The organism is Pectinatus haikarae, from assembly GCF_015732185.1.
Classification (GTDB): domain Bacteria; phylum Bacillota; class Negativicutes; order Selenomonadales; family Selenomonadaceae; genus Pectinatus; species Pectinatus haikarae.
Genome location: NZ_WIQM01000016.1, coordinates 259,331 through 281,244 on the forward strand (window position 1 = coordinate 259,331; position 21,914 = coordinate 281,244).

Here is a 21,914-nt window from a genome sequence, read left to right on the forward strand (position 1 = left end):
TTAACACAATTTATCTTATAATTCTATTTTTCTGCAGGGAAATTCTCCGGCAGAAAGCGATCTCTAAGCAATTTTATCTCTGCGGCATATCCGTCATGATCGTTGGGTGTCTCCAGAATAAACGGCAGTTTGCGCAATTCAGGATGGTTTATAACTTTAACAAAAGTATCCAAGCCTATATACCCTTTTCCTATTTTTTCATGGCGATCTTTGTGTGACCCCATGGGATTTTTACTATCATTCAAATGCACCGCCTTAAGCTTTTCTAAGCCGATAATGTCATCGAAGTCCCTGATAACATTGTCCAAATTATTCACTATGTCATAACCTGCATCAAAAATATGGCAGGTGTCCAGGCAAATGCCGACTTTGTCCTTAAATTCCACCTTATCTATAATTGATTTCAGCTGCTCAAAGCTGCTGCCTATCTCCGTTCCCTTTCCCGCCATTGTCTCAAGGAGAATTGTAGTATTCTGCTGTGGCGTTAAAACAGCATTCAGACATTCGGTAATTTGCCCTATTCCCTCTTCCACTCCCTGGCCGACATGACTTCCAGGATGAAAATTATAATAATTTCCGGGAATATATTCCATTCTTTTCAGATCATCAAGCATTGTTTCTTTGGCAAATAAACGCAGGTCTTCTTTATTGGAGCAGGCATTGAGTGTATAAGGCGCATGTGCTATCAATTTTCCCATATTATTCTCTGTGCAAAAAGCATTAAATTTATCAATGTCGTCCTGATCTATTTTCTTTGCTCTTCCTCCGCGCGGATTGCGTGTAAAAAAAGCAAACACATTGGCATCAAGAGAAATGGCTTCCTTCCCCATAGCAGAAAAACCGCCGGCCGACGAAATATGATTTCCGATATTGAGCATTATATAACCTCTTTTAATTTCTGTTCATCAGTATTATATAACAAAAACTGGCTGCCGCAGCAGGTTGAGCTGTTGACTAAAATAGCTGCAATTTCCATGGCATAAATATATTAAGAAATACTTCAAAAATTTTGGGGGAATGTTTCAGACCCGTTCGCTTTACATAAATAACCAATCAATTGCAGGCAAGCCACAAAATTTTTCTAACGGAACTATTTATGTTATGAAAAGTATAACACAAAATAATCATCTATAAATTGACAGCTAAAAAAATATATGTATTAATCATTTTATGTCATTATGTTTTTTAATTTTGAGAAAAATGTCTTGATTTTTGTCTCAAAATGATATAATATGAAAAAGCCCCAAAATTTAATAATTGGCAATGATGCCATAACTGAAATTTGCATTTCAGTTATGGCATTTTTTTAATTTTGGTGACATTTTGACTTAAAGGGGAGTAAATATGGAAATTATATGGGGTATTTTTATTTTTTACATGATAGCCAATCTGGCCATCGGGATCTACAGCCAGTCCAAGGTGAGCAGCAGTGCTGATTACCTACTGGCAGGAAGAAGAATAGGTTTGCTGATGACAGCCGGAACTTTAGCTGCCACAGAAATAGGCGGAGGAAGCACTGTAGGTGTTGCCGCCAAAGCTTATGGCAGCTGGGGGCTTTCAGCTGGATGGTATGTAACAGCAGCTGGATTAGGGATTATACTTGTTTCTTTTATCGCTCCGAAATTAAGAAGAGCGATGGCTACAACAATGCCCGAAATCATAGGCCGCAGATTTGGGAGGCCCAGTTATATAATCACTTCGTTGCTTTCACTTTTCGCTAACCTGGCTTTAGCCGGAGTACAGATCACTGCATCTGCAACAATTATCAGTGTTTTGACAGGACTTTCCCAAAATACAGGCATTTTAATTTCCGGCATCATTCTGGTTCTGTATACAACTGTAGGCGGTATGTGGAGCGTCACGCTGACGGATATCATCCATTTTTTTGTATTGATTATCGGTTTTGCACTTGCTGTTCCATTCGCAATACATAATGCAGGCGGCTGGACACATATAGTCAGTCAGCTACCACCCGAACAGCTGGGCTTTACAAAAGTAGGCTGGAAAACTATCATCGGGCTTGTGATTATGTATTTTATGACTTTTTCTACCGGACAGGAAGCAGTGCAGCGATATTATGCAGCTAAAAATGAAAAAACAGCTGTATGGGGCTCTGTATTATGCGGTGCCCTCATGGCGTTATATTCTTTTGTTCCGGCAATTTTAGGATTAGTCGCACTGGCCGTGTATCCTCAGATAAATCCCAATGATGCCATAGCAACGGTTTCCATTCATCTTACGCCTTCCTTAATAGCCGGTTTAGTGATGGCGGCTGTCATCTCCGCAACATTATCAGCCGGTTCGGGAGATCTTCTGGGTGCGGCTACAGTATTTACCAAAGACATCTGGCAGCAATATGTGCACAAGAATATGACAGACAAAGAAATCGTCAAATTCAGTAAAATTACAGTTTTTATCTTTGGTATAATAGCTATTGCTGTTTCCATGTACAGCAAACAAATAATACCGATGCTCGTTTTTGCTTTCACTATGCGGTCAACAGGACCATTCGCCGCATTCATACTTGGTCTGAACTGGAAGGGAGCCACTCCTTATGCCGGAATCTGGTCGATCATCCTTGGTACCGTGGCCGGATTATACTGGCAGTATATAAATGAACCATATGGCATAATGGCCATTATTTTTGGTTCGATAGTAAGCTGTGTAACATTTATCATTGTAGTATGGATAGAAAAAATGCTTCATCACGACCCCGCCCCTCCGGCATTACGCTGACATACAGCGCCGAATTTCGTAAACAGTGCTCTGCTCATGAGAAACCTATATCAGCCACAGGCATCAGAAATATATGCGTTTTTTTATCCATCCCAATAGATATTTTTTATGCCGGTCATAAAGAATCACAGAATTTTTTCTGCTGAAATTTACAACAGCTATAAAAGATGTTATTATTGTCCCCAACAGATAATCTTATCAATCAAGTGGTGAATACAATGAATAAATTTTCTCATTTCGATGAAAACGGCAAGGCAGTCATGGTCGATATAAGTGATAAGCCTGTTACAAAACGTTCGGCAGTGGCAGTAGGACGCATTTATGTCAGTCCGGAAATATTCACCGCCGTGAAAAACGGCACTGCAAAAAAAGGTGATGTTTTGGGGACGGCCCGCCTTGCCGGAATAATGGCTGCAAAAAAAACCAGTGATATCATTCCGCTGTGTCATCCCATACCCATAAGCAATATTTCTGTCGATTTCACTTTGGAAGCGGACAATCTTTCTATATATGTTCAGTCCGAAGCAAGAACTACGGGCCAGACAGGCATTGAAATGGAGGTTCTCCATGCCGTTTCCGTCTCTTTGCTGACAATTTACGATATGTGCAAAGCAATCGATCACAGCATGAAGATTGCCGATATCCATCTGATTTATAAGGATGGCGGGAAAACCGGAATCTACGACACGGGAGAAAGATAGCATGGGAAGAATAAAAGCTATATGTATAAGTCCCAAACGGGGCACGGTAAAAAACGCGGTGAGCCTGGCAAAAATGCTGCCTGATTTTGGACTGGAAGACGATGCCCATGCCGGTACATGGCATCGGCAGATAAGTCTGCTCGCCAATGAAGCTGTCAGAAAGTTCTCTGATGCATACGCACTTGATCTTTCTGCCGGAGCTTTTGGGGAAAATTTACTCATCGAAGGCATTGATCTGAAATGTCTTCCCATCGGCACAAAACTAAAATGTGCCACAGAAATTTTGTTGGAAGTAACCCAGATAGGAAAAACCTGTCATCTGGGCTGCGATATCCAAAAGCGTACAGGCAAATGTATAATGCCAAGTGAAGGTATATTTGCCAGAGTTTTGTGCGGCGGTACAATACAAACCGGAGATTCTATAACAGTGCTGTCCCGTTGACAGATTTTCAGGAGATGACATAATATGTTCAAAACAGCCATAATAACCGCCAGTGACAAGGGCTTTGCAGGACTCAGAGAAGACTTGAGCGGACCTTTAATAAAACAACTGCTGGCAGATACTGTTTATGATATTGTCAGCTATGAAATTCTATCTGACGATAAGGATTATCTGACAAAACGTTTAAAAGAATTATGCGATACTGATATATCCCTTATCCTTACCACCGGAGGCACCGGATTTTCGCCGCGTGACAATATGCCCGAAGCCACAAAAGCGGTCATAGAAAAAGAAACCCCCGGCATACCGGAAGCGATGCGGGCCTACAGCATGAAAATAACTCCGGCCGGTATGCTGAGCAGGGCAGCGGCAGGAATAAGGAAACAAACACTCATAGTCAATCTTCCGGGCAGCCCCAAGGCTGTGAAGGAATGTCTCGGCTGTATCCTGCCTTCATTGGAACACGGCTTAAAAATAATGTACGGTCTGGACAGTGAATGTGCCCGTACCTGACTTTTAAAATAAAAAAATCTGCAGAAATGATATGAGTTCGAGAGTTCTCCAAGTTTTATGTAAACGCTAAAAGCTAATATAAATTTAATAGTAATATATTTTAAGGGTATTGCTTGTAAAAGTGATGCCCTTTAAACATTTCTTTCTAAAAGGCGTTCTTCAAAATAGATATCTAGCTGTGCCCTTATTTGACTCCAGTCTTGTCGCCGTCCAGTCCATTTTTTAGTAATGTCCATCATTGCTAAATACAACATTTTTAGGAGGCTGTCGTCTGAAGGGAAAATCGTCCTGGATTTAGTGACTTTTCTAAGCTGCCTGTTAAAGCCCTCTATGGTATTTGTAGTATAAATGAGTCGCCTAACGGCGAGTGGATATTTAAAATATGTTGATAAAACAGCCCATTTTCATGCCAGGATTTGAGACTTATTCATAGTCTGTTCATCAGCAAGATCGCCGTCAAAATAATCATTATATTGTTTATCTATGATGCAGATCTTAACATCATTATTTTTAAATGAATCAGCAATTATTTTTCCAATACCATTTGCTGCACCAGTTATAATCGCAATTTTGTTTTGTAATATGATGGCAGTAATCTCCTCTTTTATTTTACTTTTTAATTTTAGAAAAAAAGCTACAGATATCGTTTGTATAATATCATGACTTTTCGGGTGGACGGCACAGACACGCCAATTACAACATCTAGGTTAGGGGAGCCTTGCATCACAGTAGCAACTGAATGAAAATGTGATCAGCATTTAGGATGAGAAGAACGCGGGGCGCGGGGCGATCCAGCAACTAAAAAAGCAAGGATAGTTTTTTGCCATCCTTATTTCTTATGGAGGCGTCCGGTAAGTGACTCGGCTACTAGACACCAGAAGTAGTATTCGACGTTTTTCTCGATAACTTTGATATCGTTTGATATCGCTGGTATTTTACTAAGGTATTCAATTTGCTATTGCAATTTAAGAAAATGTACTTTATATTAATATTTTTAGAATGTTTTGCATTATTAAATTAGCAAGATAGTAGACCAATCTAAGCAAATATATTATGTATAAATTGTGCTTAATAGAAAAAGAGGAATATTTATGAAAATTGCATTGGTTACAGGTGCTTCTAGTGGTCTTGGTAGAGCATTTGTTGAATTGATTGATAAAAAACATTTTGTTGATGAAATATGGGGAATTGGGCGTTGCGAAAGATCTTTGCAACAGATACGTATATGTACTAATTTTCGGCCAATTGTATGTGATATTACTAAAATACAAGATATTAAGAAATTAGATCAAATACTACAGATGGAAAAACCAGAAATTAAAATTCTTATTAATTCTGCTGGGGCAGGTAAATTTGGCTTATGGAAAAACATTTCCTTGCAAGACAGTATAAATATGATTGATCTTAATTGTAGAGGAACTGTACTGGTTACACAAATTAGCATTCCTTTTATGGTGAGAGGTGGACATATTTTAGAAATTTGTTCTACCGCTGCATTTCAGCCATTGTCGTATTTTAATATTTATGCAGCAACAAAAAGTTTTTTATATAGTTATAGTTGTGCTTTGCATAAAGAGTTGTCTTGTAATAATATATCAGTCACCGCAGTATGTCCATATTGGATAAGCGATACTAATTTTATTAATGAAGCAAAAAAAAATGGAGATAAAAATTGCATAAAAAATTTTCGCTTTGCTTTAAATACAAAAACGGTAGCGTCAAAAGCATTAAGAGATGCAATGCAAATGAAAATCGTTTCGACTCCGGGTGTTATAAGCAGTTGGCAATATATTTTAAGTAGGGTCGTTCCAGATAAAATAATTATGAAATTTTGGGACTGGTTTCGTAAATTATAAATAAAATAGTAATTATTATAAAATTAAAAGTTGACAAATATATTAAGTGAATATAAAATTAATTTGTCAATGACAATAAATTTAAGTGTACCTGTTTAAAAGTAAAATTAGTTTGAAAGTTATTATAATAAATATATGGAGATTTTACAATGTTATATGAAATAGATACAATTGGTTTTTTTATTAGTAGAGCGCAGGCAAATTTGAGAAAAAGATTTCTTAAAAATTTACGGTCTTACGATATTACCCCTGAAGAATGGGTTTTGTTTGTGAGGCTTTCAGAAGAAGTGGGGATTTCGTTAACGGATTTATCTAAAACATCATTAAGAGATAAGCCGTATACAAGTCGCCTTATTGATAAAATGGAAAAAAAAGGTCTTATAAGAAAAGAAGAAAGTCAAAATGATAAACGTTCGTCTTTAATTTATCTAACTGAAAAAGGAGCTATAAGTAGAGAAGAAATTAATTTAGTTATTATAGAACTGAATCGTTGGGAAATGGAAGTGTTTAGTAAAAAAGAAATTGAAGAACTAAAATTTTTATTAAATAAATTATATGAACACGTAAAATTTTAAGTTATAAAACTTAAAATTTTTTGCCAATATAGTTGTCATAGACAATTATATTGGCAAGGTATTTTTTGATTTTTAGCGAGGTGTTTTGAAGTGAATAATGTGCCTAAAGTGGGGCTGGATATTGGATCGACTACTATAAAATTGGTAATACTTAATGAACAAAATGAAATTATTTTTAAAGACTATAGAAGACATTTTTCTAATATTCTTTCTACATTAAAGTCGTTAGTTGATATGGTTCATATAAAATTTCCCAAAAGGATGCTTGTTGTAACGGCTACAGGATCTGCGGCTATGGAATTAGCAGAAGTTCTCCAGATATCATTTACTCAAGAGGTTATAGCGTGTACCAAAGCAGTAAAAACATTTATTCCAGAAACGGATACTGTTATTGAATTAGGAGGGGAAGATGCTAAAATAACCTATTTGAAAGACTCGTTAGAGCAACGAATGAATGGTGTATGTGCTGGAGGAACCGGCGCATTTATTGATCAAATGGGCATTTTATTGAATACGGATGCAAATGGCTTAAATGACTTAGCTAAGGAATATAAAAATATTCATTCAATTGCATCTAGATGTGGTGTTTTTGCAAAAACAGATATTCAGGCTTTGATGAATGAAGGTGTGACAAAAGAGGATATTGCTGTGTCTATATTGCAAGCTGTGGTAAATCAGACGATTGGAAGTTTAGCACAGGGAAGGCCAATATCAGGTAATGTTGGGGTAATAATCAACTTGTTAATTTATTGGAAAAAGAAAATATGGAAATTATACTGCCAGAGTTATTAAATTTTTTTCAGTACTCAATATACGATAAGATAGTAGAACATGATTTATTGTCTGGTTCCGTAGGAGCAAAAATAAAAGCAAAGATTTTTATTAAAATATTAGATTTTTATCGTAAAAATATACAAAAAGCTCTTTTTAATAGTGAACGGTTTAAGCCTTCGTATACAATAGAAGAATTAGCTGATTTAGCTAAGAAGTATTTATCATTAGAAAATATGACAGGGGAAGGGTGGTTATTAACAGCAGAGATTATAGCATTATTGGAAGAGGGGGTAAGTAATATTATTTGTGTACAACCGTTCGGCTGTTTACCAAACCATATTGTTGCAAAAGGAATAATAAAGAGGCTGCGTAAAGATTATCCTAAAGCAAATATTCTTGCTTTAGATTATGATTCAGCTGTAAGTGAAGTAAATCAAGTAAATCGTATAAAGCTTATGATTGCTATAGCAGATGAAAATTTGAGTTTAGGATAAGAGCTTTGATTGGTTATAAAAATTTATAGATTAGATATTGAATATAGAATGTAGAATAAAATCAAATAAATGAATCTTGAGTTTAAAAAATTAACTTAAAAGAAAAATAGTCTCAAGGAGATTTGAATTAGGAGCTGGATTTAGAAAATTTTTTTTAGATGTATTTAGATAATGTTAAATCTAATAAATGTTTGCTTACCTTGTGGTAAAAATATAGATTGGAAAGATTGACAAATATAATAAGTTTGTATAAAATAAAATTGTCAATGACAACAATATTCTTATCATACTTTATGTGATTTTAAAGTGGTATTTTGATATAGTTGTCATTGACAAAATGTTTTGATGCGTTTACAAAATTATTTGGTAGAATTGGAGGGGAAATGATGAAAATTGTAGCATTTATAGGTAGTCCGCGTGAAAATGGAAATACAGCAAAATTAGTAAATACTATTTGTAAAGAGGCCGAATCTAATGGGCATGAAATCGAAATATATAATTTATCAGCTATTAGTAATAATGGTTGTATAGCATGTAATGCATGTCAATTGAACATGGTGAGGGGGTGTGCTATTGATGATATTATATCTCGTATTTTTTCGAAAATGCAGATAGTAGATTTGATCATTTTAGGAACACCTATTTATTTTGAACAAGTTAGTGGATTAACAAAAAATTTTATAGATAGAATGCGTATGTTTTTGGATTATAATACAAAAACATCAATGCTAGCTGAAAAATATAGCAAATATCATAGCTGGTAATTTAATAGCTGAAAATGATATTTTAAAACGAACAGATTTTTTGTTGGCAGCAAAGCGCTTAGGACATGATTTATAAGATAAAGTACCGTCATTTATTTTAGCAAGTAAAGGACGTAAAAATAAAAAGAGCACTTTTTTTTAAAATATTAGTTGTCATTGACAATTAATACTTAAATATAAAGAAAAAATTATTTTTGATGAAGTATATATTTAAGTTTTATCGGAATGCATGGATTTTAGGAGGATGTAGTAATGGAAGTTACAAAAAAGACAAAGCAAACTTGTATAATTTTTTTCGGATTATTAGTAATAGGCATTGCTGGACTCGTTTTGGAAGGACAAGATGCAATAACGGTTGCTTCAGCAAAAAAAGCAGGAATTCTTACATCAGAGCAAGTGAATGTTGCTTTTCAGAGAGTTGGTGGCCGGATAATAAAAAAAGGTGTTGAAGAATCGCAGCTTGTTAAAAAGGGCGATATCTTAATGGAGCTGGATTCGAAGGATACAGATTTAGCGATACAACAATTAGAAACACAGATCGCAGAATTTGATGCAAAAATTAAACAAAACAGTAATGGCATAGATATTAATTATAAAAAGACAGATACTAAACAACAACAAATGTATCATGAAATTGAACAACAGAAAAATGCATTAAATGCAGCAGAAGCTTCATTTACAGAAAAAAGTCTTAATAATGATCGTATGAAGAGCTTACTGGCATCGGGGGCAATATCGGAAGCGGAATATGATGCAGCATTAATGAGCTATAATGTTACAAAAGCGAGTGTAGGACAGCAGCGTAGTGCATTGGAAAAAATGGTTGCAGGTAGTTCAGAAGAAGAAAAAATGGCATTATTATCAAATGGACGTGCTGATGGAATGCATTTAGATATAATTGATAATGATAGGAGAGATATTGATAATCAACAGAATGTTGTTGCTCAATCAATACATCAAAGAGAAAATTTAATAGTTCAATTGGAAATGAAGAAAGTAGAAAAAGAACGATTGACATTGAGAGCACCTGAAGACGGAAAAATTTTAAAGGTGATTGTGAAGGAAGGCGAACAAATAGCACCAGGAAGCCCTGTAGTTTTGCTGGAAAGTAGCCGTTGGTATTATGATATTTATCTTAGTGAAGATACAATACATAAACTTTCTGAAGGTAGTGAAGTGATTGGACATGTTAAGTCAATTAAAGAGCCTGTTAAAGGCAACATACGTTATATAATGGCTGCACCGGGATTTGCTGATTTAAAAATGAGTCGAGAAAAAGGCCAGGCTGATTTGACTAGTTTTCAGGTAAGAATATATGTTTCGCCAATGGAAAATTTGCTTCCTGGGATGACAATTGAGGTGAATGAAAATGAACTCCATTCGTGATGAATTGGAATTTATTCTTTCTGGTAGAACTATACCATACAACAAAGTGGCAGTTGTTTTGATGTTGGTTATTACATTGATTTTAGGTGCAATGATTAGTAATAATACCATTTTAGAAGGAAAAATTGCTGTTATTGATATGGATAATTCTAAATATAGTAGAGATCTTATTGCAAAAATGAATGCCTCTGAATTTATAAAAGTGACAGAAGTCATTCATTCTCCGGTGGCAGCGGAGAAGCTTCTTTATCATGGGAAAAATTTAGGCGTAATATATCTGCCGCAAGGTTTAGAAGAAGCACGATGGAAAGGTGATAGTTCTATACATATAGGAACTTTATATGATCGGACAAATTCAGCACAATGTGCTGAATTGACAATAGCTGTAAATGAAATTATTCAAGGAGAAAACGGAGAAATTGGCGGTCCGCGTATTGGAAAAATGGGATTAAGTTCAGAGCAAAATGAGGCTATTGTGGCGGGAATTGGAATTAGCGATAGACAGTTGTTTAATCCAACAGGATCTATGGCAGATGGAATTGTAGTAGGCTTGTTATATTTTCTTTCTACCATTATATATACTCTTGTTGCTTTGCAAATTATTGCGCATTTGAAAATTCGCAATAAATGGGAAGAAGAAATTCTTTCCGGGAATCCATTTCGTTTGTTGGGAAGATTAATTCCATATGCAGTAATGTTGATCTCTGTATTGATTTTTGGAATGGCAATACTGAGATGGGTTCAGGATTTTAGATTTGCAGGGAATATTTTGGCATATATGTTTAGTCTGATTATTTTTGCAATGTCTATGGGGATGGTTGGATTGATATTTGGATGGTCAGCCAATGATCCTAGTGATGGATCTAGTAAAATGATTCTGTTAGTTCCTCCTGGATTTATTTTTGGTGGGATGACATTAGCAAGAGCTTATTTGCCTGATTGGGTTGCAATTGTTTCTAAACTTTGGCCTCTTACATGGCAATTTGATTTTTTGAGAGATTTTGCTATTCGAGGGGCATTACTGCGTGATATGTATATTCCATATTGTGAATATATTTTATATATGTTGGTGATTGCAGCAATTTTTTTCGCAAAATACTTTAAGGAGTACAACCGACTTATAGAAAACAAAAAATGTGAGAATCCAATTTTATAATAATACGGAACGTATAATTTTTGTTAAAGTATTTAGTAAGAAAAATTAAGCTTAATTACGAAAAAATGAATGCAGGTGAAATGATGTTAAAGAAAAAATTTACTACAATTTGTTTGATGGGATTGTTTATAGGGTGCTCAGTACACGGGTTTGCTGCTGAAAAAGGCACTGCTTTAAACTTAAATGAATGTATAGATAAGGCGTTGAAACAAAACGAACAAATAAATGTGGCTGCTCATGGATTGGAGGCGGCGAAATGGCAATTAGCAGAAGCGAAGGGAGCTCGAGAATTCAACTTAATTTTTTCGCATACAAGTTCGAAAATTGGTGGAGCATACTGGAAAGTTTTTTATATTGAAGATGATCCATCAAGTTACTTTATCAATAGTTTTACTGCTTCTATGCCGATTTATACAGGCGGGCGTATAGAAGGTGGGATTGATCAGGCGAAACTTGGTGTTGAAATTAGCGACTTGAGTTTGCAAAATACAAAACAGCAAATTAAGTATCAAGTAACTCAGGCTTATTACATGATTTTGGCTTGTGGAAACTATGAGGACGCCAAAGCAGAAGCGGTAAAACAATTGCAGGAACATTTAAAAAATGTAAATGAACAATTTGCGGTGGGGGGTGTTGCAAGATCAGATATTCTTCGTTCAGAAGTTGCATTGGCAAATGCACAACAAGAACTTGTAACAGCAAAAAATAATACAAGGATAGCGAAAGCTTCATTTAACAAATTGCTCGGAAATCCTATACAAAATGATGTATCAATTATAAATGATATGCAGTATGCACAATGTGATTATGTATTGGACGATTGTATAGTATATGCACTTGAACATAGGCCAGATTATTGTGCAGCAAAAAAAGGGATTTTACAGGCGAAAGATGGAATAAAAATTGCGGCTGCAGGAGAGAAGCCAAGTGTTGCGCTTATAGGGAGCTATGGAACTTATGATACGAAATTCAATGAATTTGATACAAAAGAATGGCAGGCTGGTATTAATATTAGCTTGAATATATTTGATGGAAATATTACAAAGGCAAAGAAAAAAAAAGCAAATGCTAAGTTAGCACAGGCAGAGGCGGGAGTAAAAGATGAGACAGCTTCGGTAGAATTTGAAGTGCAACAAGCATATCTTAATATGAGAAAGGCAGAAAGTAATATTACGACCAATAAGGCTGCCGTAGCAAAAGCTCAAGAAGATTTTGTGCTTGCAGGAGCAAGATATAGTGTTAATTTAGGAACTAACTTAGATGTTGTTGACGCACAAGTTGCCTTGACAAATGCCAAAACCTCATACATAGGGTCACTTTATGACTATAATGTTAGTAAAGCAGCGCTCGAACGTGCTATGGGAAAAATTTAATGATAATAGAATAAAGTAGATCGCTTGAAAAATAAAGGAGAATTTTTTATGAAAAACATAAAAACTCTTAGTATTAAGCGACAGACGCAGGATAGTGTCAAATGAAGTTCGCAAAAACCATCGGCCGTTCCAACATCAGGTGTTCCGCTGTCGTTCTTCCTGAATCAGTTGAAGAATCTCCGGTTTTATATAGCAATGGCCATCGGACTATTCTTCACCATACTCAATCATATAGGTCGTGACTAAACGAATATACGAGTCCAGGCTAGGAAAAATGCCAACGACAGCTGTACGCCGCCGGATTTCCCTGTTCAGTCGTTCAAGGATATTGGTCGAAGCAATTTTTCGCGAGTCGATCCGCTTGAAGTGATAAAACTGAAGCGAACTTTCAAGACCGGATTCTAATATGCCGACAGCTTCCGGAAAGGCAGGCTCTTGTTCGTCCATAAGCGTGTAAGCATAGGCTTTGGCGCTGTCATAATCCGGCTGTAGCCAGATTTGCTTTAGTCGCTCGGCAAACTTCGCTTTTGTCTTTGATGAAACTTTTGCCAGGATATTTCGCATGAAGTGCACTTTGCAACGTTGCCAACTGCAACCGATAAACGATTCTTGCACTGCTTTCACAAGGCCTTTGTGAGCATCTGAAACAACTAACCAAACGTCCTGTACACCGCGTTGTTTTAGATCTTCAAATACGGTCTTGTATGTTGCTTCGGATTCTTCTTGCATCGGCTCGATTGCCAAGATGTCACGTCGGCCGTTTTCGTCCAGTCCAATAACCACCGATACCGCCATGTTTTGCACGCAACCGCCATTGCGAATTTGCTCATATAGAGAATCCACCCATAAAACCGGATATGTCTTATTAAGCGAACGAGTGCGAAAGGCCGCTACTTGATCATTTAGTTCTTTGGTGATCTGCGATACTTGACCCCGTGAGATTGAATCAATGCCGAGACCTTTCGCTAGTTTTTCAATCTTGCGCGTGGATACGCCGTTGATGCACGCTTCTTGAATCACGTTTAATAGCGCTGCTTCAGAGCGCTTTTTCTCACTGACAAAGAACGGAATGTATCCGCCTCAGCTTCGGGACAAACAGATACATCGTTCCCATTCGCGTATCATACCGTCGAACTCGATAGCCAGATTGGTAGCCGCAACGCTCGTCCGTACGCTCAGATTTTACTGCATTGAGCTTGGCGCCGACTTCAACCTCCATCAGTTTTTCACAGAGCCATTTCAGCATGGAAAGCATCGGATCGTCTTCGGACATGAATTGTAATAGCATTTTTTCTAGCGGTAGGTTAGAATTAGGATAAATCATCGATTTCAACTCCTTTGAGGTTTGCTCAGCACTTACCTTCCTCGGAGAGAACGATGGTTTTCCTTTTGCCTTTTTGCGAACTTAATTATATGCTATCGCTTTTAGTGTTTACACAAAACTTGAAGAACTCTCGCAGATTTTTTTATTATTGTCCCTCAACAAACGGCTTCAAACAGGACTTTTACATGCCCGCCGCATATCATCCCCAAATCACTCGTGTTCTGCAGACCCAGATCATATTCAATGACAGCCGCCTGTTTGCTGACCGCTATTTCGGCGCATTTTTTCTGAGCGGCAAATTCGACAGCACCGCCGCCTATCGAGCCGAACACTTCTCCGCTTTCGGTCACCAGCATCTTGCTGCCTGCGCCGCGCGGTGATGAACCGTGCTTATCTATTATAGTTGCCAACGCGGCGTTCTGCTTTAACTGCCCGGCGGATATCTTTTCCATGGCAGCAAATACATTATTCTGCGATCTGTCACCAATAAATGCGCTTTTCACTTCAATAATTTCTGCCAAAATACTCACGGCTATTTCTTCCGGTGTAATTGCGCCTATCGGCACTCCTATAGGTGCGTGCACCTGCGCCAACACCTCCTTTGAATATCCTTCCTGCTCAAGTTTATGCATGGTGATGCCGACTTTTTGCCTGCTGCCTATCATTCCCGCATAGCGATAATACTTCTTGGCCAAAACCGCTGACAACGCCCGGAAATCATCTCTGTGTCCTTTTGTCACAATTACATAATAGGCATTATCGCCAAAATCGCGCTGTAAGGCAGCTTCGACATCCTCGACATATCTTTTGGCATGCGGGAATCTTTCCTGTGTAACAAATTCGGCCCTGTCATCTATCACTGCTGTATCAAATTCAAGGAATTTCGCCAGCCTGGCAATAGCGCAGGATACATGCCCTCCTCCCGCAATAACGATTATCGGTATATCATTTATACTTTCTATAAAATATTTTTCTTCAGCTTCGGTAAAAACAAACGGCAATTTCTTTTTTCCGGCTTTAAGCTCCATTTTTTTTAGTTGCTCTCTGCCGATCAATTTTTTCTCGCCTATTTGTGTACTGAGCGAAGTCATTGTATAAAAGATTTTTTTCTTTTTATATAAAGCTAAAATTTCTTCATAAATTGCTTTCATTAAGAACCTCCGTCACAGCTTCTCAGAATATCCTTCCGTTTCCAGTAATCGCCTATATTCCTCGGGAGTGTCAACGTCCACGTTCAGTCCGTCATCCGATATTTCTATGAGAAATGCTTTTTTTTCGAGTTTATTCAGTATGCCGCGCATGCCATTTTCTCCCGAAAAGGATATGATATCCGCGAAATATCTTCTGCCGATCAGCGGCGGATGTTTCCAGCGGCCATTTTGAACGGGAATGATCAGCTCTCCTTTATTCGCCTGCCATGCATTAGTAATATCGGCAAAAGTCTGCAGCGAAATAGCCGGCATATCTGCCGGCATAATGAATGCCGCAGCTGCTTTTTTTATATTTTTTATACCGCATTGCAGAGAATAAAGCATATCTCTTTCCCTGTAATGCGGATTATAGACAATTTTTAAAGAACTGTCCTTAAAGTATTTCCTGATTTCCTCATGACGATGTCCTGCCACAATTACTATTTCTTTCGCACCGACTGCCCGCAGTTTTTCCACGGTCGCCGCTAAAATAGTCTTTCCCCTGTACGGAAGCAGCGGTTTGAAATCTCCCATGCGGCTGGACAGTCCGGCCGCCGCAATTACTGCACCCAGCATAATATACTCCTTACTTCTTGTAATATGTCTGCCTCAAAGGAAGCGATGTCCTGAATTTTTTATCGAAGCGATAATAAGCATGCGAGCATGCCGGCGATGTCGGTATGAGACAAAGCTCACCCACACCCTTTGCGCCGTAAGCATAGGGTGATTTTTTCCCCTTTGCCTGTACGAGTTTAACATCTATAGGCGGCACTGCCGTTGCCCGCATCAGATTAAGTGCGGCCATATTCATCTTGGGATAGCCGTCTTCCACCACAAAATCCTCTGTCAGCGCAAAGCCCAATCCCATAACGATACCGCCTTCGATCTGACCTTCGACGGAAGGAACATTGACCGGAGTCCCCACATCGTATGCCGCTTCGACCTGCTGCAGTTTTCCGCCGTCATCGATAACCATCACCTGTGCCGCATAACTGTAGCTTACATGACTTACAGGAAACGGCTTTGGCGAGCCCATCGGATCGGTCTTGGCCGAAAATTCTCCATAGAAGCTTTTCCCTTCCAAGTCGTCCAATGTTTTTCCTTCTAAGGCTATCTTCAATTTTTCTGCCGCTCTGTGCACCGCTTCTCCGGTAACTACTGTTTGCCTTGAAGCTGTACTCGTTCCGGAATTGGGCGTTCTTATTGTATCCGGTGCTTCATGTATCAGTAATGAAGGTGCTATCCCCGCAGTCTGATATACCATCTGTGTGCACATGGTGGCAATTCCCTGTCCCATGCAGGCTGCCGATGTACGTATATGAACGCTGCCTTTTTCAACGGACAGGATACATCTGCCTATATCCTTCAAACCCACACCGGTGCCGCTGTTTTTAAAAGCACAGGCGATGCCTGCATAAGGGTTTTTTTCGTATATTTCCCTCACCGCTTCAAGACATTCCCGCATGGCACAGTTTTCATCGGCTATCTGCCCGTTAGGCAGAACCTGCCCTGGTTTTATGGCATTGCGCCAGCGTATTTCCCAAGCGGATATACCGACCTTCTCCGCCAGAAGATTTATATTGTTTTCTATGGCAAAGCAGCTTTGCGTCACTCCGAAGCCTCTGTACGCTCCGCTTACCACATTGTTTGTATATACGGACATACCTAATATATCTATATTCTGGTAATTATATGGTCCGCCGGCATGAGTACATGCTCTTTGCAGCACCGGCCCGCCCAGCGACGCATACGCTCCGGTATCCGCTATAATAAACGCACGCATGGCCGTGAATATTCCATTTTCATCGCAGGCCAGTGTAAATTCCATATCCATGGCATGACGCTTTGTGTGATAGTCAAGGCTTTCCTGTCGGGAGAATTTTACCTTGACCGGTCTTTTCGTATACCACGCTGCCAAAGCGGCATGATGCTGCACACTCATGTCTTCTTTTCCGCCAAAGCCGCCGCCTACCAGCATAGAGTGGCAGTGCACCTTTTCAGGAGAAATGCGAAGCATATTCGATATTTCCCGCTGTTCGTCATACACGGACTGTCCGCCCGTATAGAGCAAAAGGCCGTCTTCTCCTTCCGGCATGGCGATGGCGCATTCCGGTTCCATGAATGCGTGATCATTGAACGGAGTATGATATTTTTTTGTTATCACATATTTGGATTCTTTCAGCGCCCCGGGCACATCGCCGCGTTTTAAATGCTCCTTGCTCATTATATTTCCTGTGGAATGAATCAAGGGTGCCTCTGCCCTTAAAGCATCCTGCGGTGATATAACAGGTTCCAGAACGGTATAGTCAACATTGATCAGTCCGATTATTTCGTCAAGTGCTTCCTTCGTACCGGCAACCACAAGTGCCAATGCATCGCCGATATACCTTGTAGTATCTCCTTCCGCTATCATGACGTCCCAGTCCTGCACTATATGTCCGATTTTATTATTGGGAACATCACCGGCTTTGAGGATTTTTATACAGCTTTTATGTTTTAATGCTTCTGTTGTATCTATTTTATTTACAACTGCACGCGGATAGGCCGAACGCAATGCTTTTGCATACGCCATTCCAGGCAGAACAACATCATCCGCGAATTTCCCCTCTCCCAAGACCTTCTGATATGCATCAACACGTTGAAAAGCTGTATTGAGAAAGGCTTCCTGCTGTGGTTCCGGCAATTGTTTTTGTTCACGAAAAAACTCGGCGGCCATCATAATCGCTTTTTCGATTTTTATATAGCCCGTACACCTGCACAAGTTGCCGTTAATTGCTTTTTTTATTTCCGGCACTGTAGGTGCAAGATTTTTATCAAGCAGACTCTTAGCCGATATGACCATACCCGGGATGCAAAAACCACACTGTACTGCGCCGCACTGGGCAAAAGAATACGCATATACATCTTTTTCCCGTTGTGTCAGACCCTCCACTGTCACAACTTCCGCATTATTCAGCTGAGAAAGTTTCAGCACGCAGGATTTTATCTTTTTCCCGTTTGCCAAGACCGTGCATGTTCCGCATATCCCCGAACCGCAGCCATTTTTAACTGAGGTGATACGGAGATCATCACGCAGGAAATCTATAAGTTTTTTATCCGATTCACATTCAACATTGTTTCCGTTAACTTTTAGAAAAAACATCACATGCTCCTTTTAATTCCATTTTATGCAGTTATCATACACATGATGCAGCAGATTTCTGGCCGTCTGTCTGCGGTAATCCGCCGTGGACCGTACATCATCTATAGGCTGTATGAACTTATCATATTCGCCGTAAATGGTTTTAAGCAATTCGGCATTCAATACTGTCTTTCCCTCCGCCAGCCGTTCGATTTCCGGCAGTCTGACAACGGTTGGTCCCACAGCACCTATGGCAACAGCTATTGTTTTAACATAACCGTTCTTTTTGCTGCCTCTCATTGCCAGCGATACTTTGGCTATCGCCGCGGCCCTGCGCACAGCAACTTTTTTATAAAAAACCATATCATTGTCAGGAGCCGGAAAAAACAGCTTTATACCTATAAGTAATTCGTCTCTTTTTAATACGGTCCTGCCCGGTCCCGTGATAAAACTGCTGACCGGTAATTCACGTATTCCCGCCGCTCCCTGCAGACATACAACTGCGTCAAGTGCATATAATGGCGGCAGTGTGTCACCGGCCGGAGAGGCATTGCAGATATTGCCTGCGATCGTCCCTACATTGCGTACCGCAGGAGCAGCCATTTCCAGCAGTGCCAGCCGCAAAAGGCGTGGCGTCCATTTCCATTCGATCAATTGCGCCAATGTCGTATTGGCACCTATATACAGACATGTATCTTTTTTCTGCAGAATATTCATTTCGGCAATATTTTTCGTGAACAGCATATCACCGGAAAAAGCCGGTAAAATACCGGCAGGACGACGCCAGCGGACCATAAGATCAGTACCGCCGGCAATAGGGCGTATTTCTTTTTTCTGACGCAGTTCCAATGCTTTTTCCAGATTATCCGGAAAAAAAGATTCTACCATAATCCTGCGCCCTCCCTTGCTGCCGTTCTGATCGCCTGTACGATCATATTATAACCGGTGCAGCGGCATAAATTTCCTGATATTGCCCTCCTGATCTGCGATTCATCAGGATGAGGCACTTTGTTCAAAAGAGCCTCGGCAGCTAAAATCATTCCTGGCGTGCAAAAGCCGCACTGCACGGCACCTGCTCCTGCAAAAGCATCCGCCAGCTTTTTATAACGCATTTCACCGCTGAAACCTTCGATGGTGAGTACCTCATGCCCCGCGACATTTCCCGCCGGCATTATGCAGCTGTTCACCAATTTATGATCGACAAGTACAGAGCATGCCCCGCATTCACCTTCACCGCATCCTTCCTTTGGTCCTGTCAGCCCGAGAATATCACGCAGGACATCCAGCAGCCGCATCGTCGGATCTATATTCACCGATATATTTCCTCCATTCAGAAGAAACTTTATTTCACTCATTTTCCGATGCCTCCCTCATAATATATTCGGGAGTAACCGGAAGTTTTGCGATATGGATGTTCATAGCCTGCGCAACAGCAGAAGCGTACGCCGGAGCTGCCCCCAGCAGTGTAAGCTCTCCCGCCCCCTTTGCGCCGAACGGCCCGTCTTCATAGTAAGTTTTCATAAGATGATTTTCTATCGGAGCAAAATCCATAGCCGTGGGAATCGTATAGTTGGTCAGATTATTCTGACGTGATCTTCCGTTTTCGTCATTTGCCATAACTTCCATTGCTGCATAGCCCAACCCCTGAAACATACCGCCCTGTATCTGTCCCTCGACGATCATTTCATCAATCGGCTGTCCGATATCAAAAACAGACCATGCACCTGTCACGGAGGTCTCACATGTCAGCGGATCGATTTCTACCTCTACAACATTTACTCCCCACGAATAAGCGGGATAGGCATCCCCCGACGATTCTCCGCCCTTCCACTTTATCCGCTCCGGTGCTTCATAGTCCTGTATTATTTCGATATCGTTATTTTCCTGCCATCTTTTTTTCAGACGCTCGGCGGCCTTTTGCAGCAGCCGGCCCACTATCATTATTGAACGCGATGCTACAGTCGGGCCCGAATCGGGTACTCTGTCCGTATCCGGATAAGCAAAAATCACATCAGCGACAGATATATCCAATACGCTTGCCGCAATCTTCCGGAAAGTTGTCTGCAAGCCCTGCCCCATGTCGACATTTGCCGCAAAGATTTCCACCCTCTTGGAATCTTTCTTTCTGCGCAATTTCAGCTGTGCTTTGATTATGTCCCGTTCACCGCTGCCCGTAAAACCACAACCGTGCAAAAAAAGAGAAATGCCTATTCCCTTGTGCAATTCCGGGTCTGCTTGATAAGCCGCCCTTTTCGAGGTGTAGAAGGAAACCTCCTGTGCCTTTTCAATCATTTCCGGCAATTTTATTTCATCATAGAACAAACCGTTCGTTGCCGTTCTGTCTCCTTGTTTTGCCATATGCCGTTTTTTATAATCAAGCACATCGTACGAAAAGATTTTTGCCAGACTTTCCATATGCATTTCTATGGCAAAAATGACCTGAGGTGCACCAAATCCACGAAAAGCACCGTTTGGTACAGTATTCGTTGCCACTGCCGCACCCGTCACACGCAGATTTTCTATATTATAAACACCGCAGATATTATAGATGCTGCGCTGCAGCACAACTTCAGATATTCCCGCATAGGCACCGCCGTTTAACTTTATATCAGCCTTCATGCCCAATATCCTGCCTTCTCTGTCCAGAGCCGTTTCCAATGTTACCTCTGCCGGATGGCGCCGCGGTGTATAAGCGGTATCTTCCTCGCGTTCATAAAGTACGGCTACGGGACGCCGCGTTTTCAAAGCCGCAAATGCGGCATGCCCGGCCAATAAAGAAGGATAATCCTCCTTGCCCCCAAAGCCGCCTCCTGTAAAAGCCTGTACTATGCGGACTTTTTCTTCGCCGACTGCCAATGCCTGAACTAAGGCATTTTTTACATAATAAGGACACTGCATCGAACCATATACAGAAATCTTACCGTCATTTTCCGGAACTGCTATCATTCCCTGATTTTCCAGATAAGCCTGTTTCTGGTAACCTGTGGAATATTTTTCTCTTACAACCTTGAATGCTGCGGAGAACCCCCTGTCCACATCTCCTTTTTCGTAATTATAAGAGGCAAATTTATTATCACTGCCGAATATCGGCGTAAAGTTATTGCTCAAAGCATCTTTTATCGTTAATATTGCCGGTATCATCTCATACTCTATATATACCCTGCCAGCCAGTTCCAATAGTTTTGCGCGATCCGGACCGACTATAAGCAGTATGGCTTCACCAAAATAATTCACTCTGTCCTTTGCCAGAAATGGCCAGTCATCTGCCAAAAATTTTATGATATTTTTACCGGGGATATCATCGGCAGTCACTGAAAAATATCCTTCCGGTAAAACAGGAATATCTATTCTTTTTATTATGCCGCGCGGACAGTCCGCTCTGACTGTTCTGGCATAAAGCATACCGTCAATATGGAAATCGGCAATATATTTTGCCTGCCCCGAAAGCTTAATGTCATTATCTACTTTCCGTACAGGTTTACCAATATCAAAATCACTCATAAAAATCG

Annotated in this window: 18 protein-coding genes and 3 pseudogenes; 12 read left to right on the forward strand and 9 right to left on the reverse strand. The window is 39.9% G+C overall.

Features of this window, described 5'->3' with window-relative positions; genetic code table 11:
• Positions 1-23 precede the first annotated feature (23 nt).
• Positions 24-878 (reverse strand): deoxyribonuclease IV, encoded by an 855-nt coding sequence (locus I6758_RS11790; protein WP_196605463.1) that lies wholly within the window; start codon positions 876-878, stop codon positions 24-26.
• A 466-nt stretch (positions 879-1,344) separates the two neighbouring features.
• On the opposite strand from I6758_RS11790, the gene I6758_RS11795 reads away from it, so the two are divergent.
• The 4 genes from I6758_RS11795 to I6758_RS15085 all read left to right on the forward strand — a co-directional run bounded on the left by I6758_RS11795 (position 1,345) and on the right by I6758_RS15085 (position 4,392).
• Positions 1,345-2,736 (forward strand): sodium:solute symporter family protein, encoded by a 1,392-nt coding sequence (locus I6758_RS11795; RefSeq protein ID WP_196605464.1) that lies wholly within the window; start codon positions 1,345-1,347, stop codon positions 2,734-2,736.
• A gap of 218 nt (positions 2,737-2,954) precedes the next feature.
• Positions 2,955-3,437, forward strand: a complete 483-nt coding sequence (gene moaC, locus I6758_RS11800; protein ID WP_196605465.1) for a cyclic pyranopterin monophosphate synthase MoaC — start codon at positions 2,955-2,957, stop codon at positions 3,435-3,437.
• A 1-nt stretch (position 3,438) separates the two neighbouring features.
• A complete protein-coding gene (locus I6758_RS15080) occupies positions 3,439-3,879 on the forward strand; it encodes an MOSC domain-containing protein (RefSeq protein ID WP_196605466.1) in 441 nt (146 codons plus the stop codon).
• Positions 3,880-3,903: 24 nt separating this feature from the next.
• A complete protein-coding gene (locus I6758_RS15085; protein WP_196605467.1) occupies positions 3,904-4,392 on the forward strand; it encodes a MogA/MoaB family molybdenum cofactor biosynthesis protein in 489 nt (162 codons plus the stop codon).
• Positions 4,393-4,523: 131 nt separating this feature from the next.
• On the opposite strand, the pseudogene I6758_RS11815 reads toward I6758_RS15085, so the two are convergent.
• Positions 4,524-4,775: pseudogene (locus tag I6758_RS11815) on the reverse strand (transposase); the annotation flags it as partial.
• A gap of 708 nt (positions 4,776-5,483) precedes the next feature.
• On the opposite strand from I6758_RS11815, the gene I6758_RS11820 reads away from it, so the two are divergent.
• The 8 genes and pseudogenes from I6758_RS11820 to I6758_RS11855 all read left to right on the forward strand — a co-directional run bounded on the left by I6758_RS11820 (position 5,484) and on the right by I6758_RS11855 (position 12,770).
• Positions 5,484-6,248 (forward strand): SDR family NAD(P)-dependent oxidoreductase, encoded by a 765-nt coding sequence (locus I6758_RS11820; RefSeq protein ID WP_196605468.1) that lies wholly within the window; start codon positions 5,484-5,486, stop codon positions 6,246-6,248.
• 149 nt (positions 6,249-6,397) lie between these two features.
• A complete protein-coding gene (locus tag I6758_RS11825; RefSeq protein WP_196605469.1) occupies positions 6,398-6,823 on the forward strand; it encodes a MarR family winged helix-turn-helix transcriptional regulator in 426 nt (141 codons plus the stop codon).
• A gap of 90 nt (positions 6,824-6,913) precedes the next feature.
• Positions 6,914-7,555, forward strand: a pseudogene (locus I6758_RS11830) (BadF/BadG/BcrA/BcrD ATPase family protein); the annotation flags it as partial.
• A gap of 32 nt (positions 7,556-7,587) precedes the next feature.
• Positions 7,588-8,091 (forward strand): hypothetical protein, encoded by a 504-nt coding sequence (locus I6758_RS11835; protein WP_196605470.1) that lies wholly within the window; start codon positions 7,588-7,590, stop codon positions 8,089-8,091.
• Positions 8,092-8,477: 386 nt separating this feature from the next.
• Entirely contained in the window at positions 8,478-8,855 is a 378-nt protein-coding gene (locus I6758_RS11840; RefSeq protein WP_196605471.1) for a flavodoxin family protein, read from the forward strand.
• A gap of 252 nt (positions 8,856-9,107) precedes the next feature.
• Positions 9,108-10,241: an HlyD family secretion protein gene (locus tag I6758_RS11845; RefSeq protein ID WP_196605472.1), complete on the forward strand. Its 1,134-nt coding sequence runs from the start codon at positions 9,108-9,110 to the stop codon at positions 10,239-10,241.
• Complete coding sequence (locus I6758_RS11850; RefSeq protein WP_196605473.1) at positions 10,225-11,397, forward strand: ABC transporter permease; 1,173 nt, start codon at positions 10,225-10,227, stop codon at positions 11,395-11,397. The genes I6758_RS11845 and I6758_RS11850 overlap by 17 nt, the downstream gene beginning before the upstream one ends.
• Positions 11,398-11,417: 20 nt before the next feature.
• Positions 11,418-12,770 carry a TolC family protein gene (locus I6758_RS11855; RefSeq protein WP_196605474.1) on the forward strand — a complete coding sequence of 451 codons (1,353 nt, stop codon included), beginning with the start codon at positions 11,418-11,420 and terminating at the stop codon, positions 12,768-12,770.
• A gap of 135 nt (positions 12,771-12,905) precedes the next feature.
• Here I6758_RS11855 and I6758_RS11860 read toward each other — a convergent pair.
• The 7 genes and pseudogenes from I6758_RS11860 to I6758_RS11890 all read right to left on the reverse strand — a co-directional run bounded on the left by I6758_RS11860 (position 12,906) and on the right by I6758_RS11890 (position 21,906).
• Positions 12,906-14,094 (reverse strand): annotated as a pseudogene (locus I6758_RS11860) (IS256 family transposase).
• A gap of 155 nt (positions 14,095-14,249) precedes the next feature.
• Positions 14,250-15,245: an XdhC family protein gene (locus tag I6758_RS11865; protein ID WP_196605475.1), complete on the reverse strand. Its 996-nt coding sequence runs from the start codon at positions 15,243-15,245 to the stop codon at positions 14,250-14,252.
• A gap of 12 nt (positions 15,246-15,257) precedes the next feature.
• A complete protein-coding gene (locus I6758_RS11870; RefSeq protein WP_196605476.1) occupies positions 15,258-15,860 on the reverse strand; it encodes a nucleotidyltransferase family protein in 603 nt (200 codons plus the stop codon).
• Between the two features lie 10 nt (positions 15,861-15,870).
• The gene (gene xdh, locus I6758_RS11875) at positions 15,871-18,426 is read right to left on the reverse strand and encodes a selenium-dependent xanthine dehydrogenase (RefSeq protein ID WP_196605477.1); all 2,556 of its coding nucleotides are present in this window, start codon (positions 18,424-18,426) and stop codon (positions 15,871-15,873) included.
• A 12-nt stretch (positions 18,427-18,438) separates the two neighbouring features.
• Positions 18,439-19,293, reverse strand: coding sequence for an FAD binding domain-containing protein (locus I6758_RS11880; protein WP_196605478.1), 855 nt, complete (start codon positions 19,291-19,293; stop codon positions 18,439-18,441).
• A complete protein-coding gene (locus tag I6758_RS11885) occupies positions 19,287-19,760 on the reverse strand; it encodes a (2Fe-2S)-binding protein (RefSeq protein WP_196605479.1) in 474 nt (157 codons plus the stop codon). Before I6758_RS11885 ends, I6758_RS11880 begins: the two co-directional genes overlap by 7 nt.
• Positions 19,753-21,906: a xanthine dehydrogenase family protein molybdopterin-binding subunit gene (locus I6758_RS11890; protein ID WP_196605480.1), complete on the reverse strand. Its 2,154-nt coding sequence runs from the start codon at positions 21,904-21,906 to the stop codon at positions 19,753-19,755. The genes I6758_RS11885 and I6758_RS11890 overlap by 8 nt, the downstream gene beginning before the upstream one ends.
• Positions 21,907-21,914: the final 8 nt, after the last annotated feature.

Excerpts from the sequence above, each read along its gene's own strand:
- I6758_RS11835 (WP_196605470.1), top strand. The coding sequence starts at position 7,588 with ATGGAAATTATACTGCCAGAGTTATTAAATTTTTTTCAGTACTCAATA.
- I6758_RS11790 (WP_196605463.1), bottom strand. The coding sequence starts at position 878 with ATGCTCAATATCGGAAATCATATTTCGTCGGCCGGCGGTTTTTCTGCT.
- I6758_RS11820 (WP_196605468.1), top strand. The coding sequence starts at position 5,484 with ATGAAAATTGCATTGGTTACAGGTGCTTCTAGTGGTCTTGGTAGAGCA.
- moaC (WP_196605465.1), top strand. The coding sequence starts at position 2,955 with ATGAATAAATTTTCTCATTTCGATGAAAACGGCAAGGCAGTCATGGTC.
- I6758_RS15085 (WP_196605467.1), top strand. The coding sequence starts at position 3,904 with ATGTTCAAAACAGCCATAATAACCGCCAGTGACAAGGGCTTTGCAGGA.
- I6758_RS11865 (WP_196605475.1), bottom strand. The coding sequence starts at position 15,245 with ATGAAAGCAATTTATGAAGAAATTTTAGCTTTATATAAAAAGAAAAAA.
- I6758_RS11825 (WP_196605469.1), top strand. The coding sequence starts at position 6,398 with ATGTTATATGAAATAGATACAATTGGTTTTTTTATTAGTAGAGCGCAG.
- I6758_RS11885 (WP_196605479.1), bottom strand. The coding sequence starts at position 19,760 with ATGAGTGAAATAAAGTTTCTTCTGAATGGAGGAAATATATCGGTGAAT.
- I6758_RS15080 (WP_196605466.1), top strand. The coding sequence starts at position 3,439 with ATGGGAAGAATAAAAGCTATATGTATAAGTCCCAAACGGGGCACGGTA.
- I6758_RS11850 (WP_196605473.1), top strand. The coding sequence starts at position 10,225 with ATGAACTCCATTCGTGATGAATTGGAATTTATTCTTTCTGGTAGAACT.
- I6758_RS11890 (WP_196605480.1), bottom strand. The coding sequence starts at position 21,906 with ATGAGTGATTTTGATATTGGTAAACCTGTACGGAAAGTAGATAATGAC.
- I6758_RS11870 (WP_196605476.1), bottom strand. The coding sequence starts at position 15,860 with ATGCTGGGTGCAGTAATTGCGGCGGCCGGACTGTCCAGCCGCATGGGA.
- I6758_RS11845 (WP_196605472.1), top strand. The coding sequence starts at position 9,108 with ATGGAAGTTACAAAAAAGACAAAGCAAACTTGTATAATTTTTTTCGGA.
- I6758_RS11880 (WP_196605478.1), bottom strand. The coding sequence starts at position 19,293 with ATGGTAGAATCTTTTTTTCCGGATAATCTGGAAAAAGCATTGGAACTG.
- I6758_RS11795 (WP_196605464.1), top strand. The coding sequence starts at position 1,345 with ATGGAAATTATATGGGGTATTTTTATTTTTTACATGATAGCCAATCTG.
- xdh (WP_196605477.1), bottom strand. The coding sequence starts at position 18,426 with ATGTTTTTTCTAAAAGTTAACGGAAACAATGTTGAATGTGAATCGGAT.
- I6758_RS11840 (WP_196605471.1), top strand. The coding sequence starts at position 8,478 with ATGAAAATTGTAGCATTTATAGGTAGTCCGCGTGAAAATGGAAATACA.